Here is a 21,661-nt window from a genome sequence, read left to right on the forward strand (position 1 = left end):
CCACGGACGCGTACATCACCGAGTAGCCCGCGGCGAGGGCGCTGGGCGGCAGCACCTCGCGCAGCGACAGGTTCCGGGTGAGCATGACCCCGGCCTGCAACACCCCGGCCACGCCGACCCGGGCGGGTGGGCGTCGCCCCCGCGGCGAACAGCGGAGCAGGGCGGGTGGGCGGGCGTCACCCCGCATCGCACGGCGGGAGTCGAGGCAGCGAGCCCCCCACCGGCCCGCAGCCGAGAACGGCCCCCGGGGCAGGTGCACCACCACCGGGCCGCAGCCGCGAAACCGGCCGGAGGGGACGTGGGGGTATGTGCGAACGGAGCACCGAGCACGCTGTAGCCCCGTTGTTCGTGCAGCGTGACGCAGGGATAGCGAGTACGCACATACCCCCGCGGCCCCGCCCCACAGACGCACCCGAGGCGCATCAGCCCAAGGCGCACCCGCCCGAAAAGATCAGAACGTCAACACCCCCCGCGCCACCTTCCCCGCCCCCGCGTCCTCCGCCGCCTTCGCGAAGTCCTCCACCGGGTACGTCGCCGTCACCAGTTCGTCCAGGAGCAGTCGGCCGGCCCGGTACAGCTCCGCGTACCGGGCGAAATCCCGCTGCGGCTGCGCGCTCCCGTAGCGGCAGCCGAGGATCGACTTGTCCAGGAACATCGACGCGACCACGAACGACGCCTCCGCGGCGGCTCCCGGCATGCCGAGCAGGACGGCCTGCCCGTGCCGGTCGAGGAGGTCGATCGCCTCCCGGACGAGCTCGACCCGGCCCACACATTCGAAGGCGTGGTCGGCCCCCTGGGGCAGGACCCCCCGCGCCCCTGCCGTGGACGGGAAGAAGTCCGTGGCACCGAACTGCCGGGCCACCGCCTCCTTCTCCGGATTCGCGTCGACCGCCACGATCCGCGACGCCCCCGCGATCCGCGCACCCTGCAGCACGTTGAGCCCGATCCCGCCCGTCCCGATGACGACGACCGAGTCGCCGAGGCCGACCGCGGCCCGGTTCAGGACGGCCCCCACCCCGGTCACGACCGCGCACCCGATCAGTGCCGCCGAGGTCAGCGGGATGTCGTCCGCGATCGGGACGGCCTGCACCGCCTTGACGATCGTGCGTTCCGCGAAGGCGGAGTTGGCCGCGAACTGGTACACCGGCTTGCCGCCCCGCGTGAACGGCTGGTCCGGCGTTCCGATGGCCTTGCGGCACATGGTCGGGCGGCCACGGTTGCAGTCCGCGCACGCCCCGCAGCTGGCGATCGTGGAGAGCGCCACATGGTCCCCGGGCGCCACATGCGTGACACCGGACCCGACCGCCTCCACGACCCCCGCCCCTTCGTGCCCCAGCACCACGGGCGGCGGAAACGGAATGGTCCCGTCGATCACCGAGAGGTCACTGTGGCACAGCCCGGCCGCGGCGACCGCGACGAGCACCTCCCCCGGCCCCGGTTCCCGTATCTCCAGGTCGTCGACCACCTCGACCCGCGTCCCGTCGAAGACGACACCTCTCATGGCGCGCTCCCCTCACCGAGGCCCACCGGCCTCTCTCGGCAGACCGAGCACCCGCTCGGCGATGATGTTCCGCTGCACCTCGTCCGAGCCGCCGTAGATGGTGTCGGCGCGACTGAAGAGGAAGAGCCGTTGCAGGGCGTCGAGTTCGTACGGCGCGGCGAGGTCCCAGTCGGCAGGCCCCACGGCTGCCGCCGCCCCCCGCACCGCCATGGCCAGCTCCCCGAGCCGCTGATGCCACCGCCCCCACAGAAGCTTGGCGACACTGGGTGCCCCGACGGCCCCACCCCCGGCACCACTCCCACCCCCAGAGCCCCCTGCACCCCTTAAGCCCCCCATGCCCACGCCCCCGCCCCCGCCCCCGCCCCCGCCACCCGAACACCCCAACGTCCGCAACGCGTTCCACCGCATCACCCGCAACTCCGCCCACTGCCGCACCAGCCGCTCCCGCACCACGGGGTCCTCCACCGCCCCGGAGTCGAGCGCCGCCCGCACCACTTCTCCCAGCTCCTGCGCGAAGCCGATCTGCTGCACCAGCGTGGAGACGCCCCGCTCGAACCCGAGCAGACCCATGGCGACCCGCCACCCGTTGCCGACGCCGCCCACAACATGCGCCGCACGCGCGCGTGCGCCGTCGAAGAAGACCTCGTTGAACTCACTGGTCCCGGTGAGCTGCCGGATGGGCCGTACGTCCACGCACCCGGGCTGATCCATCGGCACCAGCACCAGGGAAAGCCCTGCGTGCCGACGCGACCGCCCAGCCCCGGCCCCACCCTCGGCCCCACCCCCGGTTCCGGCCCGATCCCCGCCCCCACCCCCCGTACGCGCCAGCACGAAGCACCAGTCCGCCTCCCGCGCCAACGACGTCCAGATCTTCTGCCCCGTGACGCGGAACTCCGCCCCGTCCCGCTCCGCCCGCGTCCGCACCGCCGCGAGGTCGGACCCGGCCCCCGGCTCGCTGTACCCCTGGCACCACAGCGCCTCGCCGCGCGCGATCGGCGGCAGGAACTCGTCTCGCTGCTCCTGGCTGCCGTAGGCGAGCAGCGTCGGCGCGAGGAGGTTCTCGCCGATGTGCCCGTAGCGTCCGGGCGCCCTGGCCCGCGCGTACTCCTCCGCCCAGACGACCTGCTGCGTCAGCGTGCCGACCCGATTCCCGTAAACCCCCGTACGGGCACCCGTACCCGTACCCGTACCCGTACCCGCACTCGCACTCGCACCCGCACCCGCGTCCCACCCGAGCCCGATCCACCCGCCCCGCCCCAGCTCCCGCTCCCACGCGCGCCGCACCTCACCCCCCTCGTGCTCACTGCCCGGCCCACCGCGCCCCGCCGCGGACGCGAAGTCGCCGACGAGGTGCTCGGCGAGCCACGCCCGTGCCTCGGCGCGGAACTCCTCGTCCTCGGGTCCGAAACCGAACTCCACCGTCCCGCCTCCCACTCCACCCGTGTCCGGCCCCGCGCCACCACGCCCGTACCGCCTACGCGTTCGGCCGCTCCCTGGCCGCCGCCGCCTTCGCCATGGCCTCAAGACGCGCCAGCATCGGCATCGGGTCGGTCCCGACCGTGCCGGGCAGGAAGTCGGCGATCTTCTGCGGGGTCCACGCCCCGTCGGCGTACCCGGCGCGCAGTTCGCGCGGCTGCGCCCAGACGGCGATCTTGGGGCCCGCGATCGTGTAGACCTGCCCGGTGATCTCCTCCGCGCGCGCCCGCTCGCTCAGCAGGTAGACGACGAGGGCGGCGACGTCCTCGGGCTCCCCGATCTCCTTCAGCTCCATCGGTACGTTGGCGGACATCCGCGTACGGGCGACGGGGGCCACGGCGTTGGCGGTGACCCCGTACTTGTGCAGGCCCAGCGCCGCGCTCCGTACCAGCGAGATGATCCCGCCCTTCGCGGCGCTGTAGTTGGCCTGCGCGACGGAGCCCTGATGGTTGCCGCTGGTGAAGCCGATCAAGGTGCCGGAGCCCTGCTTCCGCATCACCGCGGACGCGGCACGGAAGACGGTGAACGTCCCCTTCAGGTGCGTGGCGACGACCGGGTCCCACTCCTCCTCGGACATGTTGAACAGCATCCGTTCCCGCAGGATCCCGGCGACGCAGACCACTCCGTCGACGCGCCCGTACTCGGCGAGCGCCACGTCGACGATCCGCTGGCCGCCCGCCATGGTCGAGATGTCGTCGGCGACGGCGACGGCCTCGCCGCTCGCCGCCCGGATCTCCTTGACCACGGCGTCGGCGACCTCGCTGGTCGGTTCGCCGCCCGCCATGGAGACGCCGTAGTCGTTGACGACGACCTTCGCCCCCTCGGCCGCGGCGGCGAGCGCGACGGCCCTGCCGATGCCGCGCCCCGCGCCGGTCACGGCCACCACCTTGCCTGCCAAGAAGTTCCCCACGCCCGGCCCCTTCCCGCGGTTTCTGACGGACCGTTAGATTCTATGACCCGTCAGACACCGGAAGACAAGCCCCGCGGAGGACCCATGTCACGTCCCGACGCACTGCCGGCGGAATTCCACGACATCGCCAAACGCGTGAACAACTGGGGGCGTTGGGGGCCCGACGACGAGACCGGCACGCTCAACCTGGTCACCGACGACGTGGTACGGGCGGCCGCGGGCGAGGTCAGGACCGGGCGCCGCGTGCCGCTCGCGCTGCCGCTCAAGGAGGACGGCGTGCAGACGGGCATGATCCCCGGCCGGGTGAACCCCCTGCACACGATGGTGCAGATCAACCAGGAGCTGTTCGGCCCCGGCACGGTCGCCACCAGCGACGACGCGGTGACGATGGGACTCCAGACGGCCACCCACTGGGACGCCCTCACACATGTGTCGCACTCGGGGAAGATCTACAACGGCCGCCCGGCGGACACCATCACCGCCCACACCGGCGCGCAGTTCGGCGGCATCGACAAGGCGCGGCACATCGTCTCGCGCGGCGTACTTCTGGACGTGGCGCGCGCCAAGGGGCTCGAACGGCTGCCCGGCGATCACGCGGTCACGCCCGAAGACCTGGACGAGGCGGCGGAGTTCGGCGCGGTCACGGTCCGCGCGGGCGACATCGTCCTCGTCCGCACGGGGCAGGTCCAGGTCTATCTGGCGGGCGACAAACACGCGTACGCCTACCCGTCGCCCGGACTCTCGCTGCGTACGCCCGAGTGGTTCCACGCGCGGGACGTGGCGGCCGTCGCCAACGACACGCTGACCTTCGAGATCTTCCCGCCGGAGATCGAGAACCTGTGGCTGCCCGTGCACGCGCTCGACCTGGTCGAGATGGGGATGCTGCAGGGCCAGAACTGGAATCTGGAAAACTTGTCCACAGCCTGTGCAGAACTTTCCCGGCACTCCTTCCTGCTCTCCGCGATGCCGGAGCCCTTCGTCGGCGGAACCGGCACGCCGGTCGCCCCGGTCGCCGTGCTCTGACACCTCGCGCCGCGGACAGCGCGTCCGCACGTCCGTCCCAGCGCACTCCGGACGGCGGCGCGTCGGCTCTCGCCCCGAGCGCGCCGCCGCGCACGCCGCCGTCCGGCTCCGGCGCTCGACTCCGCGTCCCGTACGGCCGCGAAGGGAACGGCGCCGAAATCGCGACTCACACCTCGCCGAGGACCTCCGTCACGGAGCGCCCTCGACGTCCCCTCGCGGCGAATCGCTGCACACCAGCGTGATCAATCGAACACGCTACGTCAACACCCACTTGGCGATTGGCGCCCTGTCGCCCGCCTTGTCCACCCGCGCATCGCAGTGCGCACCGAGGCACACGGCGGCGCATGCGGGCTCGCGAACCGGCGGGCCGGGCGGAGCGTACGGCCCGCTCGCCCTCGGACCGCTCGTGGGCGACGTCCTCAGACCGCTTCGTAGGCGACGTCGACGTCGCCGTACGCCACCCGGCGGTAGGCCGCCGCGCCATAGGCCGCCCCGTCGCACGCCGTCATGCCGCGCGGCTTCACCTGGGTCACCTCGTAGGCCGCGGCGTCGCAGGCCGTCCCGTCGTGGGTCGCCCCCTCGAACGTCGCCGCGGGCACACCGGCGTCGCACCGGTCCACCTCGCACCAGATGCTCTTGCCCGAACCCTCGGGCTGCCAGCCCCACCGGTCGGCGAGTCCATCGACCAGCTCAAGGCCGCGGCCGTTGGTGTCGTCGCCCTCCGCGTGCCGCTGGGCGGGCGGCCGGGAGCTCCTGTCGGCCACCTCGACCCGGACCGTCCCCGGCACGTCGGCGGGGACGCCGGGGAGCAGCATACGCAGGACGGCCGGACAGCCCGTGTGCACAACGGCGTTGGTCACGAGCTCGGAGATCAACAGGATCAAGGTCTCGGCAACCGGCTCGTCGGCTTCTATCCCTGATCCCGCGAGCCGTGAACGGGCCCACCGCCTGGCCCGTCCCACCTCGGCGGGGTCAGCCCCGACCTCCAGCTGAACTTGAAGCACCTGCACCGCTCACACCATCCGAACCGGCGGACACATCGCCTCGCGACTCCACAGGGTCACGGAACGTGATCCCCTTGGGAGACAGCATGATTGACGTTCAGTCACCCCAACAAGCGCTTCGGGCATATTCCAGCGCGAAGGAGTACGCGTACTGCATACTGTGCGACGCGCACCGCAGGGGGTCGAACAGACGGGGGCGAAACCCCGCCCTGCACTGCGAGCGGCGCGCATCGCCGGGCCCGGGGCCGCCGCATGGGCAACACCGGCATGGCTCCATCTCTGAACCACTCGCATCCCACACAAGGTACCCGAGCCGGGCACTGACTCCATGCCGTGACGAGTCACGCGTAGGACACAACCCGATATCGACGCTCAGTAGCCTTCATGCAGAAGGGTTTCGACCGACGAAACAACGCACATAGCGCACGATATCGGACAGACCAATTTTTGGCACCCCGCCGAATCCACCCCGGAACAGCCCCCGGCCCGGCTCGCGCACCGGCCTCCGGACCGGCTCCAGGTCCAGCTCCAGGTCCGGCTCCGGGACCGGCTCCCGGGACCGCCCCTCAGAGCGCCGCGGCCAGCTCCTCCTCCGCGTCCCGCGCTGTCCGCCCCAGCTCGGCCCGCACCCAGGCCCGCTTGAGGTGCAGATGCACGTCCGCCTCCCAGGTGAACCCCATGCCGCCGTGCACCTGGAGGCAGTCCCGCGCGTTGCGCACGGCCGCGTCGTCGGCCAGCAGCTTGGCGGCGCAGGCGTCCAGCGCGTCGCCGGTGACGGCCGCCGCGTACACAGCGCTACGGGCCAGCTCGGTCCGCACCAGCATCTGCGCGCAGAGGTGCTTCACCGCCTGGAACGCGCCGATCGGGCGGCCGAACTGTTCGCGACGACACGCGTGTTGCACGGCGGCCTCGCAGGTGCGGGCGGCGCTGCCCAGCTGTTCCGCCGCGTAGAGGAGGGCGCCGCCGGTGAGGTTCCCGGCGTCCGGCACCCGGTGCAGCGGTGTCAGCGGGTCGACGGACCGCAGCGGCACGGCGCCGGTCACATCGCCCCGCACCACGTCCGCCTCCTCCAGCCACGGCACCAGCGACCCGTCGACCGCGGTCACCACGACGTCCCCCGACGCGGCGCCCGGCACGACGCCCGCCGCCAGGAACGACGCCACCGCGGGCCCCGGCAGCAGCGCGCGCCCCGCCTCCTCGAAGATCAACACGGCCTCGGGGAGCCCCAGTCCGACCCCGCCCTCCTCCTCGGGCAGCGCGAGCGAGAAGAACCCGGCCTCCCCCAGCTCGCGCCAGAGTCCCCGGTCCACCCGGTCCGCGGCCTCCCGCAGCACGAACCGCCCCTCCAGGAGCTGCCGCACCCCGGCCCGCAACGCCCGCTGGTCCTTCGTCAGTTGAAAGTCCACGCGCCCCCTCACCGGCCCTTCGGGAGGCCGAGGATGCGCTCGGCCACGATGTTCTGCTGGATCTGCGAGGTGCCCGCGGCGATGGTGTACGAGAGGGAGGAGAGGCGGTCCAGGGTCCACTCCTGCCCGAGGTCGAGGGCGCCCGCGCCGAGGACGTCGGCCGCGGCGTCGTACAGCTCCTGGCGCGCGTGCGAGTAGCGCAGCTTGAAGACCGAGCCGCCCACGCCGGGGACCCCGCCCGTGCGCTGCGCCTCGCTCACGTTCCACTGCGTGAGCCGCCACAGGGCCGAGAACTCGGCGCTCAGCCGGCCCAGCCTGCGCCGCAGCGCCGAGTCGTCCCAGCGGCCGTTCCCGCGCGCCTCGCGGGCCAGCTCGCCAAGGACGCGGCGGCAGGCCACCACCTCCCCCACGAAGGCGGTGCCCCGCTCGTAGGAGAGGGTCACCATCGTCACGCGCCAGCCGTCGTTCTCCTCGCCCACGCGGTTCGCCACCGGCACCCGCACCTCGTCGAGGAACATCTCCGCGAACTCCGTCGACCCGGCGAGGGTGCGCAGCGGCCGCACGGTGATCCCGGGGGCGTCCATCGGCATCGCGAGCCAGGTGATGCCGCGATGCTTGGGCACCGCCTCGCTCACCGGTGTCGTGCGCACCAGGAGCTCGCACCAGTCGGCCACCTCCGCGTGGGAGGTCCAGATCTTGGACCCGCTCACCACGTAGTGGTCGCCCTCGCGCCGCGCGCGCGTGCGCAGTGCCGCGAGGTCGGACCCGGCCTCGGGCTCGCTGAACCCCTGGCACCACACCTCGTCGCCGCGCAGCACGGGCGGCAGCCAGCGTGCGCGTTGCTCGGGGGTGCCTTCACTGGCGATGGTCGGTCCCGCGTGCAGCAGGCCAACGAAGTTGGCCCCTACGTAGGGCGCTCCCGCCTTCTCCGTCTCCTCCAGGAAGATGAGCCGCTGCGTCGGGGAGGCGTCCCAGTGCACGTCGCCGTAGCCCGCGTCGTACAGCATGCGCTGCCACGCGGTGTCGTAGGCGCGGCGGCCGGGCCAGTCCTGGGGCGAGGGCTTGGCGGGGAGCTTCGGCAGCACCACCGCGAGCCAGTCGCGCAGCCCGGCCCGGAAGGCTTCCTCCTCGTCGGTGTACGTGAGATCCATGCGGCTCCTACGGGTCCGGGAGGGGATCGGGCGGGGGCGATGCGGTGACAGCTGACGTACCGTCAGAGCGCAGGCTAGCCCCGCACCCCTGGACCGACAAGGCGCCCGGGCCTACGCTCACTGGACAAGCTGACTACCCGTCAGTTCCTGTCGCGGACAACGGGATTGGAGGCCGCATGAGCGCCGCGCGCAACGGGACCGCGTACGAGCGGAACGAGACCGCGTACGAACTGGGTGAGTCCCGCACGCTCTGGGGGCTGATCGCGCGCCGCGCCGCGCTCACCCCCGAGCGGCCGGTGCTCATCCAGGCCGCGGCCCACCCCGCCGACGACCGCGCACTCACCTTCGGCGAGCTGCGCGAGCGTGCCGAGCGCGTCGCCGCCGGTCTGTACGCCATGGGGGTGCGGCCCGGCACGGTCGTCGCCTGGCAGCTGCCCACCCGGATCGAGACGGTCCTGCTCTCCTTCGCGCTCGCCCGTCTCGGAGCCGTCCAGTCGCCGCTGATCCCCTTCCACCGCGACCGCGAAGTGGGCTTCGCGCTCCGGGAGTCGCGGGCGGAGTTCTTCGCGGTGCCCGGCGTCTGGCGCGGCTTCGACCACACGGAGATGGCCCACCGTCTTGGTGGCGGCGGGCGGTTCGAGGTCTTCGACGGGTACGAGTCGCTGCCCGACGGCGATCCGTCCGCACTGCCCCCGCCGCCCTCCGACGGGACGGCGGTACGCTGGATCTACTGGACGTCGGGCACCACGTCCGACCCGAAAGGCGTGCTCCACACCGACCGTTCGCTGATCGCGGGCGGCTCGTGCCTGGCCCACGCCCTGCGTCTGAGCGCGTCGGACGTCGGCTCGATGGCGTTCCCCTTCGCGCACATCGGCGGGCTCGACTACACCGTGATGCTGCTGCTCTACGGCTTCCCCGCGGTCATGTTCGAGCACTTCGCGCTGCCCGCCGCGCTCGACGGCTACCGGCGGCACGGCGTGACCGTGGCGGGCGGGTCGACGGCGTTCTACTCGATGTTCCTCACCGAACAGCGCCAACTGCCCCCGGGCGAGAAGCTCATCCCGACCCTGCGCCTGCTCGCGGGCGGCGGCGCGCCCAAGCCGCCGGAGATCTACCACGCGGTGGTGCGCGAGATGGGGTGCGGGCTCACCCACGGGTACGGCATGACCGAGGTGCCGATGATCACCATGGGCGTCCCGGACGACACCGCGGAGAACCTCGCGACGACCGAGGGGCTGCCCCCGCCCGGCATGGAGATCCGCGTCACCGACACCGAAGGCAAGGAGCTGCCGCCCGGCGCGGACGGCGAGGTGCGGCTGCGCGGGGAGGCCGTCTGCCGGGGCTACCTGGACCCGGCGCAGAGCGCGGCCGTCTTCGACGCCGACGGGTTCCTGATCACCGGGGACCTCGGCCACCTCAAGCCGACGGGGCACTTGGTGCTCACCGGGCGGGCGAAGGACGTCATCATCCGCAAGGGCGAGAACATCTCCGCCAAGGAGATCGAGGACCTGCTCCACCGGCACCCGGCCGTGGGCGAGGCCGCGGTCGTCGGCCTGCCCGATCCCGAGCGCGGGGAACGCGTCTGCGCGGTGGTCGAACCACGGGCGGGCACCGCTCGGTTGACGCTGGCGGCCGTCACCTCGTACCTGCGCGGGGAAGGCCTCGCCACCTACAAGCTGCCGGAACAGCTGGAGCTGGTCGAGGCGCTCCCCCGCAACGAGACGCTGCGCAAGGTCCTCAAGTACAAGCTGCGCGAACGCTTCTCGGAGAACTGACGCGCGCCGCCTGCCGCACGCCTACTCCGGGACCGTGAAGTACTCCGCGAAGGCCTGCACGATCTCCTGCTCGGTGACCCGGCCGTCGCCGTCCGCGTCCAGTGCGGCGGCCGACCCCGCGGCGACGTCCTCGTCCACCCCGAGCGCCTTGAGCGCGCGCCCGGCCTCCTCGGGCGTCACCGCGCCGTCCGCGTCGCCGTCGGCCACGACGATCACCGCGTCCAGGAACGGCCGGGCGATCTCGGCGAACCGCTGGGGGTTGTCCCGCAGCCGCTTCACCGCGCCGCCCACGAACTCGCTCTTGGTGATCCGCTGGTCCCCGTCGCGGTCCGCGATGCCGGCCATGCCCTGCCAGAACGCCTCGGCCCCGATATAGAGGGCCTGCCCCTGCTCGGAGCGGGCCGTCGCGCCGAACTCCGCGCACAGGGCGGCGGCCGCCGTGCTGAAGTCCTCACGGGAGATGTAGCCGTTGCCGTCCTGGTCGAAGGTGGCGAACCGGGCCGCGATCCTACGCTCGTACTCGGCACTGTCCATGATCTTCGGGCCGCCTCACTTCCGCGGTTGGGTGCATGCTCGGGGTGGTTTCCCCCGGCAGCGAGCGTACGTGGTGCCGGGTGCCCGGCAGCGCGAAAGCGAAGCTTGTGCCAAGACCGCGGGAATTCCGGGACAAGGGTGTGGCACGGTGCGGCACGGGTGCGATGGGGCGCGTGGGTGCCGCGTGAAGCGGGAGGCGTGCGGGCCGGGTTCGGGGGCAAGGTGGGAGGCATGACGACGACACTCGGTGGCTTTGTTCTCGGGTCTCCCGACCCGCCCGCCCTCGCCGACTTCTACCGTGCCCTGCTGGGCTGGCAGGAGGCGGAGCGCTCTGCGGAGTGGGTCCGCCTCCAGGCTCCCGAACAGGGCCGTCCCTGCCTCAGTTTCCAGCTGGAGGCCGACCACACGCCCCCCGTCTGGCCGCAGGGCCCCGACACTCAGCAGATGCAGGCGCACCTCGACCTGGAGGTCGACGACCTGGCCGCGGAGACCGAGCGGGCCCGCGCTCTGGGCGCGACGCTGGAGGAGCACCAGCCGCAGAACGACGTGCGCGTCCTGCGCGACCCGCAAGGCCACCCGTTCTGCCTCTTCGTCGAGGGGGCCTGAGGCCTCTCAGGCGGAGAGCGGGGTCGCGCCGTCGTCCAGTGCCGCGGGGACGTCGGGGAAGACCTCGAAGAGCCTGCGTACGCCGAGGGCCGCGAGGACGCGGTTGACGTGCGAGCCGTCCTCGGCGCCCTTGGCGGGCAGTATCAGCCTCAGGTGGCCCTGGAAGGAGCGGATCAGGCGGCGCGTCGCGATCAGTACACCGACGCCGCTGGAGTCGCAGAACAGCACTTCGGAGAGGTCGAGCACGATGCGGCGGCGGCCGTCGGCCACGGCGTCGTGCACGCGCTGGCGCACCACGGGCGAGGTCAGCAGGTCCATCTCGCCGGAGACGCACAGCACGGCCCAGCCGTCCTGCTCGTCCACCGTCACCTTGAGCGTCACGCGCCACGCCTCCCGCTCGCTCTGCCTGTCCTGCCTGCCCAGCCTGCCCATCGTTCCGGAGCGATCCGGAAGCAGTCCCTACGTTTGGTTCTGCTTCTGCTGCCCCACCGCTCCCCCATGAAACACCAGCGGTCCCTTGTCAATATCACCCGCCCTCCGGCAAAGGGCACGCTTTGCGACAAACCGAAGTGCGCTGCCGACGCCGCCGACTACATTCGGGGGAGAGCGACGGACGCGAGGAGCCGAACGGGAAGTACCGTCGGAGTAGGCAGAACAGGGCAAGCGCACGAGGGGGCCGCATGCCGAAGGACGCGCCGCGGCGCTGGGACCGCCGGATGCAGCAGCGGCTCGCGCACGGGGAGGCCGCCGCGCTCGCGGAGCTCTACGACCGCTTCGCCTCGCTCGTGCACAACCTCGCCCACCGCGTCCTCGGCGACGAGCACGCCGCCGACCGCATCACCCGCGAGGTCTTCGCCCACGTCTGGGAGAACCCCGACGCCTACGACCCGAAGCAGGGCCCGCTGCGCTCGTGGATCGCCACGCTCACCCACCGCCAGGCCGTGCGCAGGCTCCGCCAGACCGAGTCCGCCGCCCTCGCCCGCGGCGGCGAAGGCACCCCCGAGGAGCTGGAGCGCAAGGTCCGCCGCGCCTCCGTGGCGGCCCGCGCCGACTACATCGTCACGGCCATGCCGACCCCGCTGCGGGCCGCCCTGGAACTCGCGTACTTCCAGCGGCGCGACTACCGCCGGACGGCCGCCGACCTCGGCGTCACCGAGGACGAGGCCCGGCGCAGGCTCCGCCTCGGCCTGCAGCTCCTGTCCACGGCCAACGACGTCGGCGACCCGTCCGCCGGCGCGGCCCGCAGCGCCGGGCCCGACATCTCGCGCGGGTCCGGGACGACACTGTGACCGGCTCCGACCGCCCCGACCCACACGAAGGGCCCGACCACAGGGACGGCGCCGACGCCACCCCGCGCATACCGATGCCGCGCTCCTCCATAGAGGACACCGGGCAGCCCGTGCCGCCCCCGCCGACGGCCGCCGTGCCGCTCGTCCTCGATCACCGCGTCCTGAAGTCCCTCCTCGGCGCCTGGGCACTCTCCGCCTGCTCCGCGGAGGAGGCCGTCGCCGTCGAGGAGCACCTGGGCGACTGCGGGCCCTGCGCGGACGAGGCGCTGCGGCTGCGTGACGCCGTCGGCCTGCTGCACCCCGATGAGAGCCTCGACCTCGACCCGGGCCTGCGCACCCGCGTCCTGGAGAGCTGCCTGGGCCGGCGCCCGCCCCGCATCCCGGTGCCCGAGTGGGCCGTCCCGTACGACGCGGAGACCGCCCGCCTCGACGCCCTCCTGAAGGACATCGGCGACTCCGAGTGGCACGCGCCGGTGCGGCTGCGCTGGTCCGACGACGAGGGGCCGGTCAGCAGGAAGACCACCGTCGCCGGGGTCATCGCGCACCTCCTCGCGGTCGACGGCATGGTGGGGCTCGCCCTCGGCCTCGACGACCCGCTCGGCGCCGACGTCCGGGTGCCGCGCGACCCCGACCACCGCACCGAGGCGTACTGGCGCGCCTCGTACTTCCCGCCCACGCGCGCGGTGCGCACCCCCTGGCGCGAGCAGACGCACGAGCTGATCCGCACGGTGTCGTTCGCGGGCGACGGTTCGGGCCGGCTCCCCGTGCCGTACGGGACGGTGCCCGCTCCCGGCGGCGGCCCGGACGCCCAGGCGCCCGAGAAGGTCGAACTGCCGCTGCGCGACGCGATGGTGGACCGCGCCTTCGAGTGCTGGATCCACGCGGGCGACATCGCGCACGCCGTGGACTACCCGTACGCGCCGCCCGCGCCCCGGCACCTCCACCACATGATCGACCTCGCCGCCCGGATGCTTCCCGGCACGCTCGCCGGACGCCGCCGCTCCGGACTCGCGGCGCCGCCCCGCCACCTGGTGGCGGCGGGCGCGCCGGGCCGCAGCCTGCGCCTGGAGATCGAGGGGCTCGGCGGCGGCGAGTGGCTCATCCCGCTCGACTCGCCCGCGGCGACCGCGTCACGCGAGCACGAGGTGGCCCATGTGGCGCTCGACGGCGTGGAGTTCTGCCGCCTCGCCGCGGGCCACGTCTCCCCCGAGGAGGCGGCCGCGGGTCAGGACGGCGATCGCGAGGCCATCCGCGACGTGCTGTTCGCGGCGGCCTCGCTGAGCCGGATGTAGCCCCGCGGACGACGCTCTACGCGAAGACGACCGTCCGGCGGCCGTTCAGCAGGATGCGGCGCTCGGCGTGCCACTTCACGGCCCGCGCGAGCGCCTGGCACTCCACGTCGCGGCCGATCGCGACCAGCTGGTCGGGGGTGACGCCGTGGCCGACCCGCTCGACCTCCTGCTCGATGATCGGTCCCTCGTCGAGGTCGGCCGTCACGTAGTGCGCGGTCGCGCCGATCAGCTTCACCCCGCGCGCGTGCGCCTGGTGGTAGGGCTTCGCGCCCTTGAAGCTCGGCAGGAACGAGTGGTGGATGTTGATGATCCGCCCGCTGAGCTCCTTGCACAGGTCGTCCGAGAGCACCTGCATGTAGCGGGCGAGGACGACGAGCTCCACGTCGAGGGAGCGCACGACGTCGAGCAGCCGCGCCTCGGCCTCCGGCTTGGTCTCCTTCGTCACCGGGATGTGGTGGAAGGGGATGTCGTACGAGGCGACGAGCTCGGCGAAGTCCGTGTGGTTGGAGACGACCGCGGCGATCTCGACGGGCAGCGCGCCGATGCGGGCGCGGAACAGCAGGTCGTTCAGGCAGTGCCCGAACTTCGACACGAGCAGGACGACCCGCATCCTGTCCTCGGCGCGGTGGATCTGCCAGTCCATGTGGAAGGAGTCGCCGATCGCGGTGAAGCTCGCCCGCAGCTTGTCGACGGTCACCGGCGACTCGGCCGAGAAGTGCACGCGCATGAAGAACAGTCCGGTGTCGTGGTCGCCGAACTGCTGACTGTCCTCGATGTTGCAGCCGGTCATGAAGAGGTAGCTCGACACGGCGTGCACGATGCCCTGCTTGTCGGGGCAGGACAGGGTGAGGACGTACTGCTCAGCGAGGGCGGCGGGGGCGGTGGACTGCTCGTTCATGCGGCCAAGGTTCCCACAGCGGGCACCGCTGTGGGCAATCGTCCCGCCGGTCGGACCCCCGGTGCGCGATCAGGCGGCACGCGTCATGATCCGCAGCACTTCGAGGGTCTTCGGCGGTACGTCCGGGTCCTCCCCGTCGCCCGCCGCGAGGCGCACGTGGGCGTCGCGCGCCGCGCGGACCGCCTCGGGCCATCCCGGGTGCTCCAGATAGACGGAGACCAGCGCGTCGGGGCCCACCTCGTGCATGATCCGCAGGACCCGCAGCACGGCCGTGTCGACGAGGGCCGCCTCCTGGGGGTCGCGGAAGATCGTCCCCACGTACTTCTCGGCGGACCAGTTGTCGAGCCAGGTGTCCTCGACGAGCCGGTACACGGCGTCGGTCACGTCCCCGTACTCCTCGCGGCCCACGAGCCAGCACTCCCGCTGGAACGCGGGGTCGGAGAGCATGTGCAGCGCCGAGCGCACGTTGCTGCGCCAGCGCCACCACGGCATGTCGTTGGTCGGCATGCCACCCATGGTGCTGGAGCGACGGCCGCGACGGGAAGACTTCTCCGAACCTTGCACGGTCATGGATCGTACGTTCCCACCCGCCGCACTCGAACCGGACCCCGCCCGTTCACCTTCATGTCACTGTCCGTTGAAATCGCGTCACTCCACGGTTGGCCGCACAACGGAATCGTGCAGGGACATGACCGGCTGGCGACGCACCTTCCTCCCCCGCCCCACCCGAACCGCCCTGCTCTCCGCGGCCGCCGTGGCGGCGTGTTCGTCCCTGATATCCGGTTGCGGGGTCATCCCTGGCACCACGGGGGGTACCAGGGATGACCCGATCACCGTCATGACCTGGGCCCCCGAGAAGACCAAAGCCACCAACAAGCCGGGCGTCCCCGCCATGGCACAGGCCTACGCGCGCTGGGTCAACGCGCACGGCGGCCTCGACGGTCACGAGCTGAAGGTCCTCACCTGCAACGACCACAACGACACGGTGGGCGCCGCCGACTGCGCGCGCGAGGCGGTCGACAACGACGTGGCGGCGGTGGTCGGCGCGTACAGCCAGCACGGCAGCTCCTTCCTCGCCCCGCTGGAGGGCGCGGGCATCCCCTACATCGGCGGCTACGGCATCACCGACGACGAGTTCAGCAGTCCGCTCTCGTACCCCGTCAACGGCGGCGAACCGGCCCTGCTCGCCGGCAACGGCCGACAGCTCGCCGCCCGCTGCGCCCGCGTCTCCCTCGTACGCCCCGACACCCTCGCCGGTGACGAGCTGCCCAAACTCCTCAACCAGGGCCTCGCCGACGGCCACCACAAGCCCGTCGCGGACATCCGCGCCCCCGAGGACGGCACCGACCTGACCCCGCAGGCCGAGCAGGCCCTGAAGTCCGCGGGCGCCGACGACGGATGCGTGACGGCCGCGCTCGGCGCGCGCACCGACACCTTCTACGACTCGTTCCGCCGCACCAAGGACGACTATCCGCCGGTACGGATCTCCTCGGTGCTCGGCAGTGTCGACCAGTCCCTCATCGACCGCACCGGCGGCGCGAGCGGTCCCTACGAGGGGGCGTACGTCACCGGCTGGTACCCCCCGACGGGCGACCCGCGGTGGTCGCAGATGCGGGACGTCATCCGCGAGCAGGCGTTCGGCGACAACCGGGTCGACCCGGCGGACGCGGGCGTGCAGACGACATGGATCGCGTACACCGTCCTGAAGCAGGTCGTCGAGTCGCTCGACGGCGGCGAGGTCTCCTCGCGCACCCTGCGCCGCGCCCTCGACGACGGCCTGCGGGTCGGCACGGGCGGCCTCACACCGCCGCTGCGCTGGCGCTTCGAGGACCTGCTCGCGGCCAGTGACTTCCCGCGCCTGATCAACTCGGGCGTGACGTTCCAGGTGGTGCGGGACGGCCGGCTCGTCCCCGCGCGGAGGGGGTTCGTGAACGTGCAGAAGACGCTGGAGCAGACGGCGTAGCCGCCCGCTCCGGGCGCCGGGCGCCGTGCGTCGAGTGCCGACTCTCAGAGCTGGGTTCTGTTGCGCTCGGTCAGGTCGTACTTGCGGGCGATCGCGTTCCAGTGGTTCGCGGCCTGCTCCTTGGAGGCCGTCGCCGCGTTGCTCTGCTTGTTGCCCGCCGCGGCCTGTGAGGTGTTGCGGGCGTGGCCCTTGTGACAGCCCTTCCTGCCCGCCACCTGGTCCGCCCACGCGGCGTAGTGGTTGTCGGCCGCCGCGGAGGCCTTCCACGCCTTGTTGAGGGAGGCGGTCAGCTGGTCGTTGGCGGGGAGCTTGTCGACCTTCAGGGCGGCGAGCCGGGTGACGAGGCCGCTGCGCTGCTTGGCCGCGGCGCGCAGGTCCTTCGCCGACCGGCCGAGGTTCTGGCACTTGCCGACGTTGCGTACGGCGGCGATGACCGTGTCACGGCTGTTGTTGCTGTCGGCCAGGAGCCGGTCCAGGGCGACGGCCTGCTCCTTGGCGGGGTCGGCGGTCGGCGAGGGCCGCTCCTCGGGCTCGGCGGAGGCGGAGACGGGCTTGCCGTCGGCCTTCGGGTCATCGTCGTCGCCGTTGCTGAGGAGCGCACCCGCGCCGATGCCGAGCACGGCGATGCCGACGCCGAAGGCGGCGATCAGCGGCACCTTCGATCCCGTCCTGCCGCCGCGCCGCCCGCCGCCACCGTGACCGCCGCCGTGGCCCGCGGACTCTGGGACGGGCTCGGAACCCGGCACCTGGACGCGGGGCATCTGCTGCGTGGAGGCGGGGCCATCGGCCTCGGGCTCGGTGCGGAAGAGGCTGTCGAACTCGGCGGGCGGCTGACGGTCGCCGGGAGCGCCGGGGCGGATGCCGTAGGGGGCGGCGGCGGGTTCCGGCGGCGCGGCGTGACCTGCGGAGCCGTGGCCCACGGGGCCGTTTCCGCCCGGTATGGGCGCTATGAACTGGGTGGGTTCGCTGTCGGACACGGCCCCGGCGCCGGGCATGGCACCAGGCATGGCACCGGGCGCGGGCGTGTTGGCGCGGCCCAGGAACTGGGTGGCGTCGGCGGCGGGAGCCTCGGGCGGCAGGGCGCCGGGCGTCACCGGAGGCAGGTACTGCGTGGCGCCCTCGTCGATGCCGCCGGGCCCCGCCGCGGGCACGGGCGCGATGTACTGGGTGGCCTCGCTGTCGGACGGTGCGCCCGGCGCGGCGACGGGCGGCAGCGGGAGGCTCGCCGGGGTCGTGGCGGTCGGCGGCAGGGGCTGGGATCCCCGGCCGTGCGCCGGTGCGGCGGGCGGCAGGGAACGGGCGTCCTGGCTGTCGGGCAGGGGCTGCCCGGTCGGTGGCGCGGCGTGCGCGCCCGGTCTCGACTGCGGAGCGGACGACGCGGCATGGGCACCGTGCGCCGGCTGCGCCCCGTGCGCGCCGGGCCCGCCCTGCGCGGCGGACGCGCGGTGCGAGCCGTGGCCGGGCCGGTCGGTGCCGTAGGAGGGGGCGCCCTGGCCCGAGTGGCCCGGATCGGCTGACTGGCGCGGCGGGCTCGGCTGCCCCAACTGGCCCGGCTGCCCCGACTGGCCCGCCTGGCCCGCCTGGCCCAGCTGGCCCGCCTGGCCCGACTGGCCCGCCTGATACGGCTGGCCCGCCTGGCCCGACTGGCCCGCCTGATACGGCTGGCCCGACTGACCCGCGTTCCCGGTCTGCCGGCCGTCGCTGTAGCCCTGACCGTCATATCCCTGACCGCTGTGCCCCTGGGCACCGTACGCCTGGCCGCCGTACCCCTGGTCGCCGTACCCCTGGGTGCCGCCCTGTTGCTGCCCGTACCCCTGGCCGCCGTACGGCTGCTGCTGGCCGCCCTGCTGCCCGGCGTACGGCTGCTGCTGCCCGTACCCCTGCGTGCCGTACTGCTGCTGGTCGCCGTAGCCCTGCGCGCCGCCGTACGAAGCGTCCGGGTGGCCCGACGGGGCGTAGCCGCCGTACTGCGGGGGCTGGGCGGTGCCCTCCGGGGGCAGTGGCTGGGCCTGGGGCTGCTGGGGCGGCGTGCCCCACTCCTGGCCCTGGCCCTGGCCCTGACCGGGTGCCGGAGGCGGTCCGGACGTCTCGGGACCCCACGGCTGGCCCCAGGGGCTGCCGCCCGCCGGGGTGGCGTGCCGGCCCGCGTCGCCGGGGAACAGCGGCTCGCTGCCGTCCGCGGGCAGCACGACGCCCTCGTGGGCGGGCCGGGCCGCGGGCTGCTGCGGATCGGAGGAAGCAGCGCCCTGACCGCTCTGCTGCGTCACCGGGACTCCTACATATGGGGGACCTACGGAACCGTCGGGTCACGCTACCGGGTCGCCACATCCCTCTGCCACGCAGCTCATGACGGAGCCCCACGCCGGGCGGCAGCAGTAACAAAAGCTCCCGCTCCGGCGCTGTTCAGGGGCGCGTCCGCCGATTCGTCACGCCGCCTGCACGTCGACGCGCGCGCCGAACTCCCTTACCACCGGCTCCTCCCGGTAGGGGTCGAGCCGCTCCTGGAGGTCCTCCAGATACTCGGCGCCCCGGTTGGACCGCAGCGTGCCGAGCAGTTCGACGGCCTTCAGGCCCGTGTGGCAGGCCTGTTCCACCTCGCGCCGCTGCACCTGCGCCGTGGCCAGCAGGACCAGGCCGATCGCCCGCCGCCGCGCCCGCGTCTCGGGGTGCCCGTCCAGGGACTCCTGGGCGCTGCGCGCCGCCGCGTCCGCCTGGCCCAGGTCCCGGTGACAATGCGCCATTTCATCGGCCAGATACGCGTGGTCGAAGTGCCGGATCCACACCGGGTCGTCGCCGGATGAGGTCTCGGCCGCCGCCCGGTCCATCGCCTCGACCGCACGGCCCGCCACCACCTGCGTGGCCCGCGCGTCCCCGAGCAGCGCGTGCCCGCGCGCCTCGGCCGCGTAGAACATGGCCTGTGCGCGGGGCGTGACCCGGCCGCGCGTGCCCTCCTGGGCGGCCCGCGCCAACTGGGCGATCTCGCGCGGGTTCCCGAGCTGCGCGGCGAGGTGGCTCATCGACGCGGCCAGTACGTACCCGCCGTATCCCCGGTCGCCCGCAGCCTGGGCGAGCCGGAGCGCCTGGATGTAGTAGCGCTGGGCGAGGCCCGGCTGCCCCGTGTCGACCGCCATGTACCCGGCGAGTTCGGTCAACCGCGCGACCGCGGCGAAGAGTTCGCGCCCGACCGCCTCGCGGTAGGAGCCCGCGAGCAGCCCGGAGACCACGGAGTTGAGGTAGTGCACGACGACCGGCCGCACATGACCGCTGCCGAACCGGTGGTCGAGCTGGGTCAGCGCCTCCGTCATCGCCTTGACCGCCGCCACGTCCGACATGCCGACGCGCGGCCCGGCGGACCGCCCGACCTGCGAGTCCGGCGAGGAGATCAGCCAGTCGCGGCTGGGCTCGACGAGTGCGGAGGCAGCCACGGACGAGCCGGACAGGAAGTCGCGGCGGCCGACGTCGCTGCGCCACAGCTCGCAGACCTGCTCGATGGCGCCGAGAACGGTCGGCGAGAACTGCAGTCCGACGCCGGAGGCGAGGTTCTTGCCGTTCGCCATGCCGATCTCGTCGATGGTGACGGTGCGGCCCAGCTTGCGGCCGAGCGCCTCCGCGATGATGCCGGGCGCCCTGCCGCGCGGCTGCTGACCGCGCAGCCAGCGGGCCACCGACGTCTTGTCGTAGCGCAGATCGAGACCGTGCTCCGCGCCGCACATGTTGACCCGGCGGGCCAGTCCGGCGTTGGAGCAGCCGGCTTCCTGAATGAGCGCCTGCAGCCTTTCGTTGGGCTGTCGCGCGACGAGCGGCCTGGCGGCCATGGCGTACCCCCTGTGTGCACCGTGGACCATCGGAACGGGCGGCCGCCGTGGACCGCCTCCCGGTGATCAATGCCCTTGGGGCAAGGCGAAGATGCGCCACAAAAGAAGCAAAAGAGGCCATACGGAACCACACGTGCGAATCCGCACGCACCTGCCGGTTCCCGGGCCTCCGAGGCGTCCTCTGATTGCCCGTGACCTGGCTACCCGCGACCGGCAGCCAATCCCCACGCGCGCCCCCACTCATGCACCCATGCGCCCCAGTCGCAGGATCGATGCTCCTCCCCCGCCCTCGCGTGCGCCCGTAACCCCCGATGGCACCAAGAGTTGAGAACGTCGTGGAAGAGACCATCGGAGTCACGTCAGCCGCGCAGATCCCGAAGCAGCGCGGAGAGGCCTTGCTGGACACGGCCGTGCGATACGCGGAGGAGCGTCACTGGGACGTGTTCCCCGGGACCTGGCTCGAGTCCGTCGACGGCGTCGAGCAGTGCTCGTGCGGGGACACCGCATGCGACGCGCCCGGCGCACACGCCGCCCGCGAGGACTGGGCGACCCAGGCCACCGGCAGCGCGACGGTGGCCCGCAGGCTCTGGCAGAAGCAGGGCAACGCCTCGATCCTGCTGCCCACCGGGCGCACCTTCGACGCGATCGACGTGCCCGAGACCGCCGGATTCCTCGCGCTGGCCCGCATGGAGCGGATGGAGCTCACCCTCGGCCCCGTGACCTGCACCCCCGACCGGCGCATGCAGTTCTTCGTGCTGCCCGGCGCCGCGGTCAAGGTCCCCGACCTCGTACGCAAGCTGGGCTGGCCGCCGGCCGCCATCGACCTGGTCACCTACGGCGAGGGTGCCTACGTCGCCGCTCCCCCGACCCGCTTCGGCGCCAGCGGCTCGGTCCAGTGGGCCTGCCGCCCCACCGCCGCCAACCGGTGGCTGCCGGACGCGGAGGAGATCCTCTCGCCGCTGGCGTACGCGTGCGGCAGGGAAGCACGCCGCTGACCCACGGGCCGCCGGGCACCGCC

Annotated in this window: 19 protein-coding genes; 7 read left to right on the top strand and 12 right to left on the bottom strand. The window is 73.0% G+C overall.

Annotated features, from left to right (window positions below; all coding sequences use genetic code 11):
- Positions 1 to 451: 451 nt before the first annotated feature.
- The 3 genes from AC07DI_RS06805 to AC07DI_RS06815 are packed head-to-tail and all read right to left on the bottom strand — an operon-like array spanning position 452 to position 3,887.
- Positions 452 to 1,501, bottom strand: a complete 1,050-nt coding sequence (locus AC07DI_RS06805) for a Zn-dependent alcohol dehydrogenase (protein ID WP_478902675.1) — start codon at positions 1,499 to 1,501, stop codon at positions 452 to 454.
- A 12-nt stretch (positions 1,502 to 1,513) separates the two neighbouring features.
- Positions 1,514 to 2,920, bottom strand: coding sequence for an acyl-CoA dehydrogenase family protein (locus AC07DI_RS06810; RefSeq protein ID WP_478902677.1), 1,407 nt, complete (start codon positions 2,918 to 2,920; stop codon positions 1,514 to 1,516).
- Between the two features lie 55 nt (positions 2,921 to 2,975).
- On the bottom strand, positions 2,976 to 3,887 hold the full coding sequence (locus AC07DI_RS06815; protein ID WP_478902679.1) for an SDR family NAD(P)-dependent oxidoreductase: 912 nt from the start codon (positions 3,885 to 3,887) through the stop codon (positions 2,976 to 2,978).
- Positions 3,888 to 3,971: 84 nt separating this feature from the next.
- Between AC07DI_RS06815 and AC07DI_RS06820 the strand changes: the two genes are divergently transcribed.
- On the top strand, positions 3,972 to 4,910 hold the full coding sequence (locus tag AC07DI_RS06820; protein ID WP_384253669.1) for a cyclase family protein: 939 nt from the start codon (positions 3,972 to 3,974) through the stop codon (positions 4,908 to 4,910).
- A gap of 419 nt (positions 4,911 to 5,329) precedes the next feature.
- On the opposite strand, the gene AC07DI_RS06825 is transcribed toward AC07DI_RS06820, so the two are convergent.
- The 3 genes from AC07DI_RS06825 to AC07DI_RS06835 all read right to left on the bottom strand — a co-directional run bounded on the left by AC07DI_RS06825 (position 5,330) and on the right by AC07DI_RS06835 (position 8,471).
- Positions 5,330 to 5,920, bottom strand: coding sequence for an ATP-binding protein (locus tag AC07DI_RS06825; RefSeq protein WP_478902681.1), 591 nt, complete (start codon positions 5,918 to 5,920; stop codon positions 5,330 to 5,332).
- A 560-nt stretch (positions 5,921 to 6,480) separates the two neighbouring features.
- Positions 6,481 to 7,320 (bottom strand): acyl-CoA dehydrogenase family protein, encoded by an 840-nt coding sequence (locus AC07DI_RS06830; protein ID WP_478902682.1) that lies wholly within the window; start codon positions 7,318 to 7,320, stop codon positions 6,481 to 6,483.
- 8 nt (positions 7,321 to 7,328) lie between these two features.
- A complete protein-coding gene (locus tag AC07DI_RS06835) occupies positions 7,329 to 8,471 on the bottom strand; it encodes an acyl-CoA dehydrogenase family protein (RefSeq protein WP_384253676.1) in 1,143 nt (380 codons plus the stop codon).
- A 176-nt stretch (positions 8,472 to 8,647) separates the two neighbouring features.
- Here AC07DI_RS06835 and AC07DI_RS06840 point away from each other — a divergent pair, with 176 nt between their 5' ends.
- Positions 8,648 to 10,246 carry a class I adenylate-forming enzyme family protein gene (locus AC07DI_RS06840; protein ID WP_478902683.1) on the top strand — a complete coding sequence of 533 codons (1,599 nt, stop codon included), beginning with the start codon at positions 8,648 to 8,650 and terminating at the stop codon, positions 10,244 to 10,246.
- Between the two features lie 21 nt (positions 10,247 to 10,267).
- On the opposite strand, the gene AC07DI_RS06845 is transcribed toward AC07DI_RS06840, so the two are convergent.
- Positions 10,268 to 10,780: an EF-hand domain-containing protein gene (locus tag AC07DI_RS06845; RefSeq protein WP_384253681.1), complete on the bottom strand. Its 513-nt coding sequence runs from the start codon at positions 10,778 to 10,780 to the stop codon at positions 10,268 to 10,270.
- Between the two features lie 231 nt (positions 10,781 to 11,011).
- Between AC07DI_RS06845 and AC07DI_RS06850 the strand changes: the two genes are divergently transcribed.
- Positions 11,012 to 11,386, top strand: coding sequence for a VOC family protein (locus tag AC07DI_RS06850; protein WP_384253684.1), 375 nt, complete (start codon positions 11,012 to 11,014; stop codon positions 11,384 to 11,386).
- Positions 11,387 to 11,392: 6 nt separating this feature from the next.
- On the opposite strand, the gene AC07DI_RS06855 is transcribed toward AC07DI_RS06850, so the two are convergent.
- Complete coding sequence (locus AC07DI_RS06855; RefSeq protein ID WP_384253686.1) at positions 11,393 to 11,767, bottom strand: STAS domain-containing protein; 375 nt, start codon at positions 11,765 to 11,767, stop codon at positions 11,393 to 11,395.
- A gap of 299 nt (positions 11,768 to 12,066) precedes the next feature.
- Here AC07DI_RS06855 and AC07DI_RS06860 point away from each other — a divergent pair, with 299 nt between their 5' ends.
- Together AC07DI_RS06860 and AC07DI_RS06865 are read left to right on the top strand one after the other, a co-directional pair.
- Positions 12,067 to 12,675, top strand: coding sequence for a sigma-70 family RNA polymerase sigma factor (locus AC07DI_RS06860; protein ID WP_478902685.1), 609 nt, complete (start codon positions 12,067 to 12,069; stop codon positions 12,673 to 12,675).
- Complete coding sequence (locus tag AC07DI_RS06865) at positions 12,672 to 13,967, top strand: zf-HC2 domain-containing protein (protein WP_478902686.1); 1,296 nt, start codon at positions 12,672 to 12,674, stop codon at positions 13,965 to 13,967. Before AC07DI_RS06860 ends, AC07DI_RS06865 begins: the two co-directional genes overlap by 4 nt.
- 16 nt (positions 13,968 to 13,983) lie before the next feature.
- Here AC07DI_RS06865 and purU read toward each other — a convergent pair whose 3' ends face one another.
- A complete protein-coding gene (gene purU, locus AC07DI_RS06870; RefSeq protein WP_478902688.1) occupies positions 13,984 to 14,865 on the bottom strand; it encodes a formyltetrahydrofolate deformylase in 882 nt (293 codons plus the stop codon).
- Between the two features lie 69 nt (positions 14,866 to 14,934).
- A complete protein-coding gene (locus AC07DI_RS06875) occupies positions 14,935 to 15,435 on the bottom strand; it encodes an SCO4402 family protein (protein WP_478902690.1) in 501 nt (166 codons plus the stop codon).
- A gap of 118 nt (positions 15,436 to 15,553) precedes the next feature.
- Here AC07DI_RS06875 and AC07DI_RS06880 point away from each other — a divergent pair, with 118 nt between their 5' ends.
- A complete protein-coding gene (locus AC07DI_RS06880) occupies positions 15,554 to 16,828 on the top strand; it encodes an ABC transporter substrate-binding protein (RefSeq protein WP_478902692.1) in 1,275 nt (424 codons plus the stop codon).
- Between the two features lie 44 nt (positions 16,829 to 16,872).
- Here AC07DI_RS06880 and AC07DI_RS06885 read toward each other — a convergent pair whose 3' ends face one another.
- Positions 16,873 to 19,095: a hypothetical protein gene (locus AC07DI_RS06885; protein WP_478902694.1), complete on the bottom strand. Its 2,223-nt coding sequence runs from the start codon at positions 19,093 to 19,095 to the stop codon at positions 16,873 to 16,875.
- A 159-nt stretch (positions 19,096 to 19,254) separates the two neighbouring features.
- Entirely contained in the window at positions 19,255 to 20,643 is a 1,389-nt protein-coding gene (locus AC07DI_RS06890; protein ID WP_384253703.1) for an NsdA family TPR-like regulatory protein, read from the bottom strand.
- 311 nt (positions 20,644 to 20,954) lie between these two features.
- On the opposite strand from AC07DI_RS06890, the gene AC07DI_RS06895 reads away from it, so the two are divergent.
- Positions 20,955 to 21,638 carry a bifunctional DNA primase/polymerase gene (locus AC07DI_RS06895; protein ID WP_384253705.1) on the top strand — a complete coding sequence of 228 codons (684 nt, stop codon included), beginning with the start codon at positions 20,955 to 20,957 and terminating at the stop codon, positions 21,636 to 21,638.
- Positions 21,639 to 21,661 lie beyond the last annotated feature (23 nt).

The organism is Streptomyces sp. NPDC044106, from assembly GCF_056433985.1.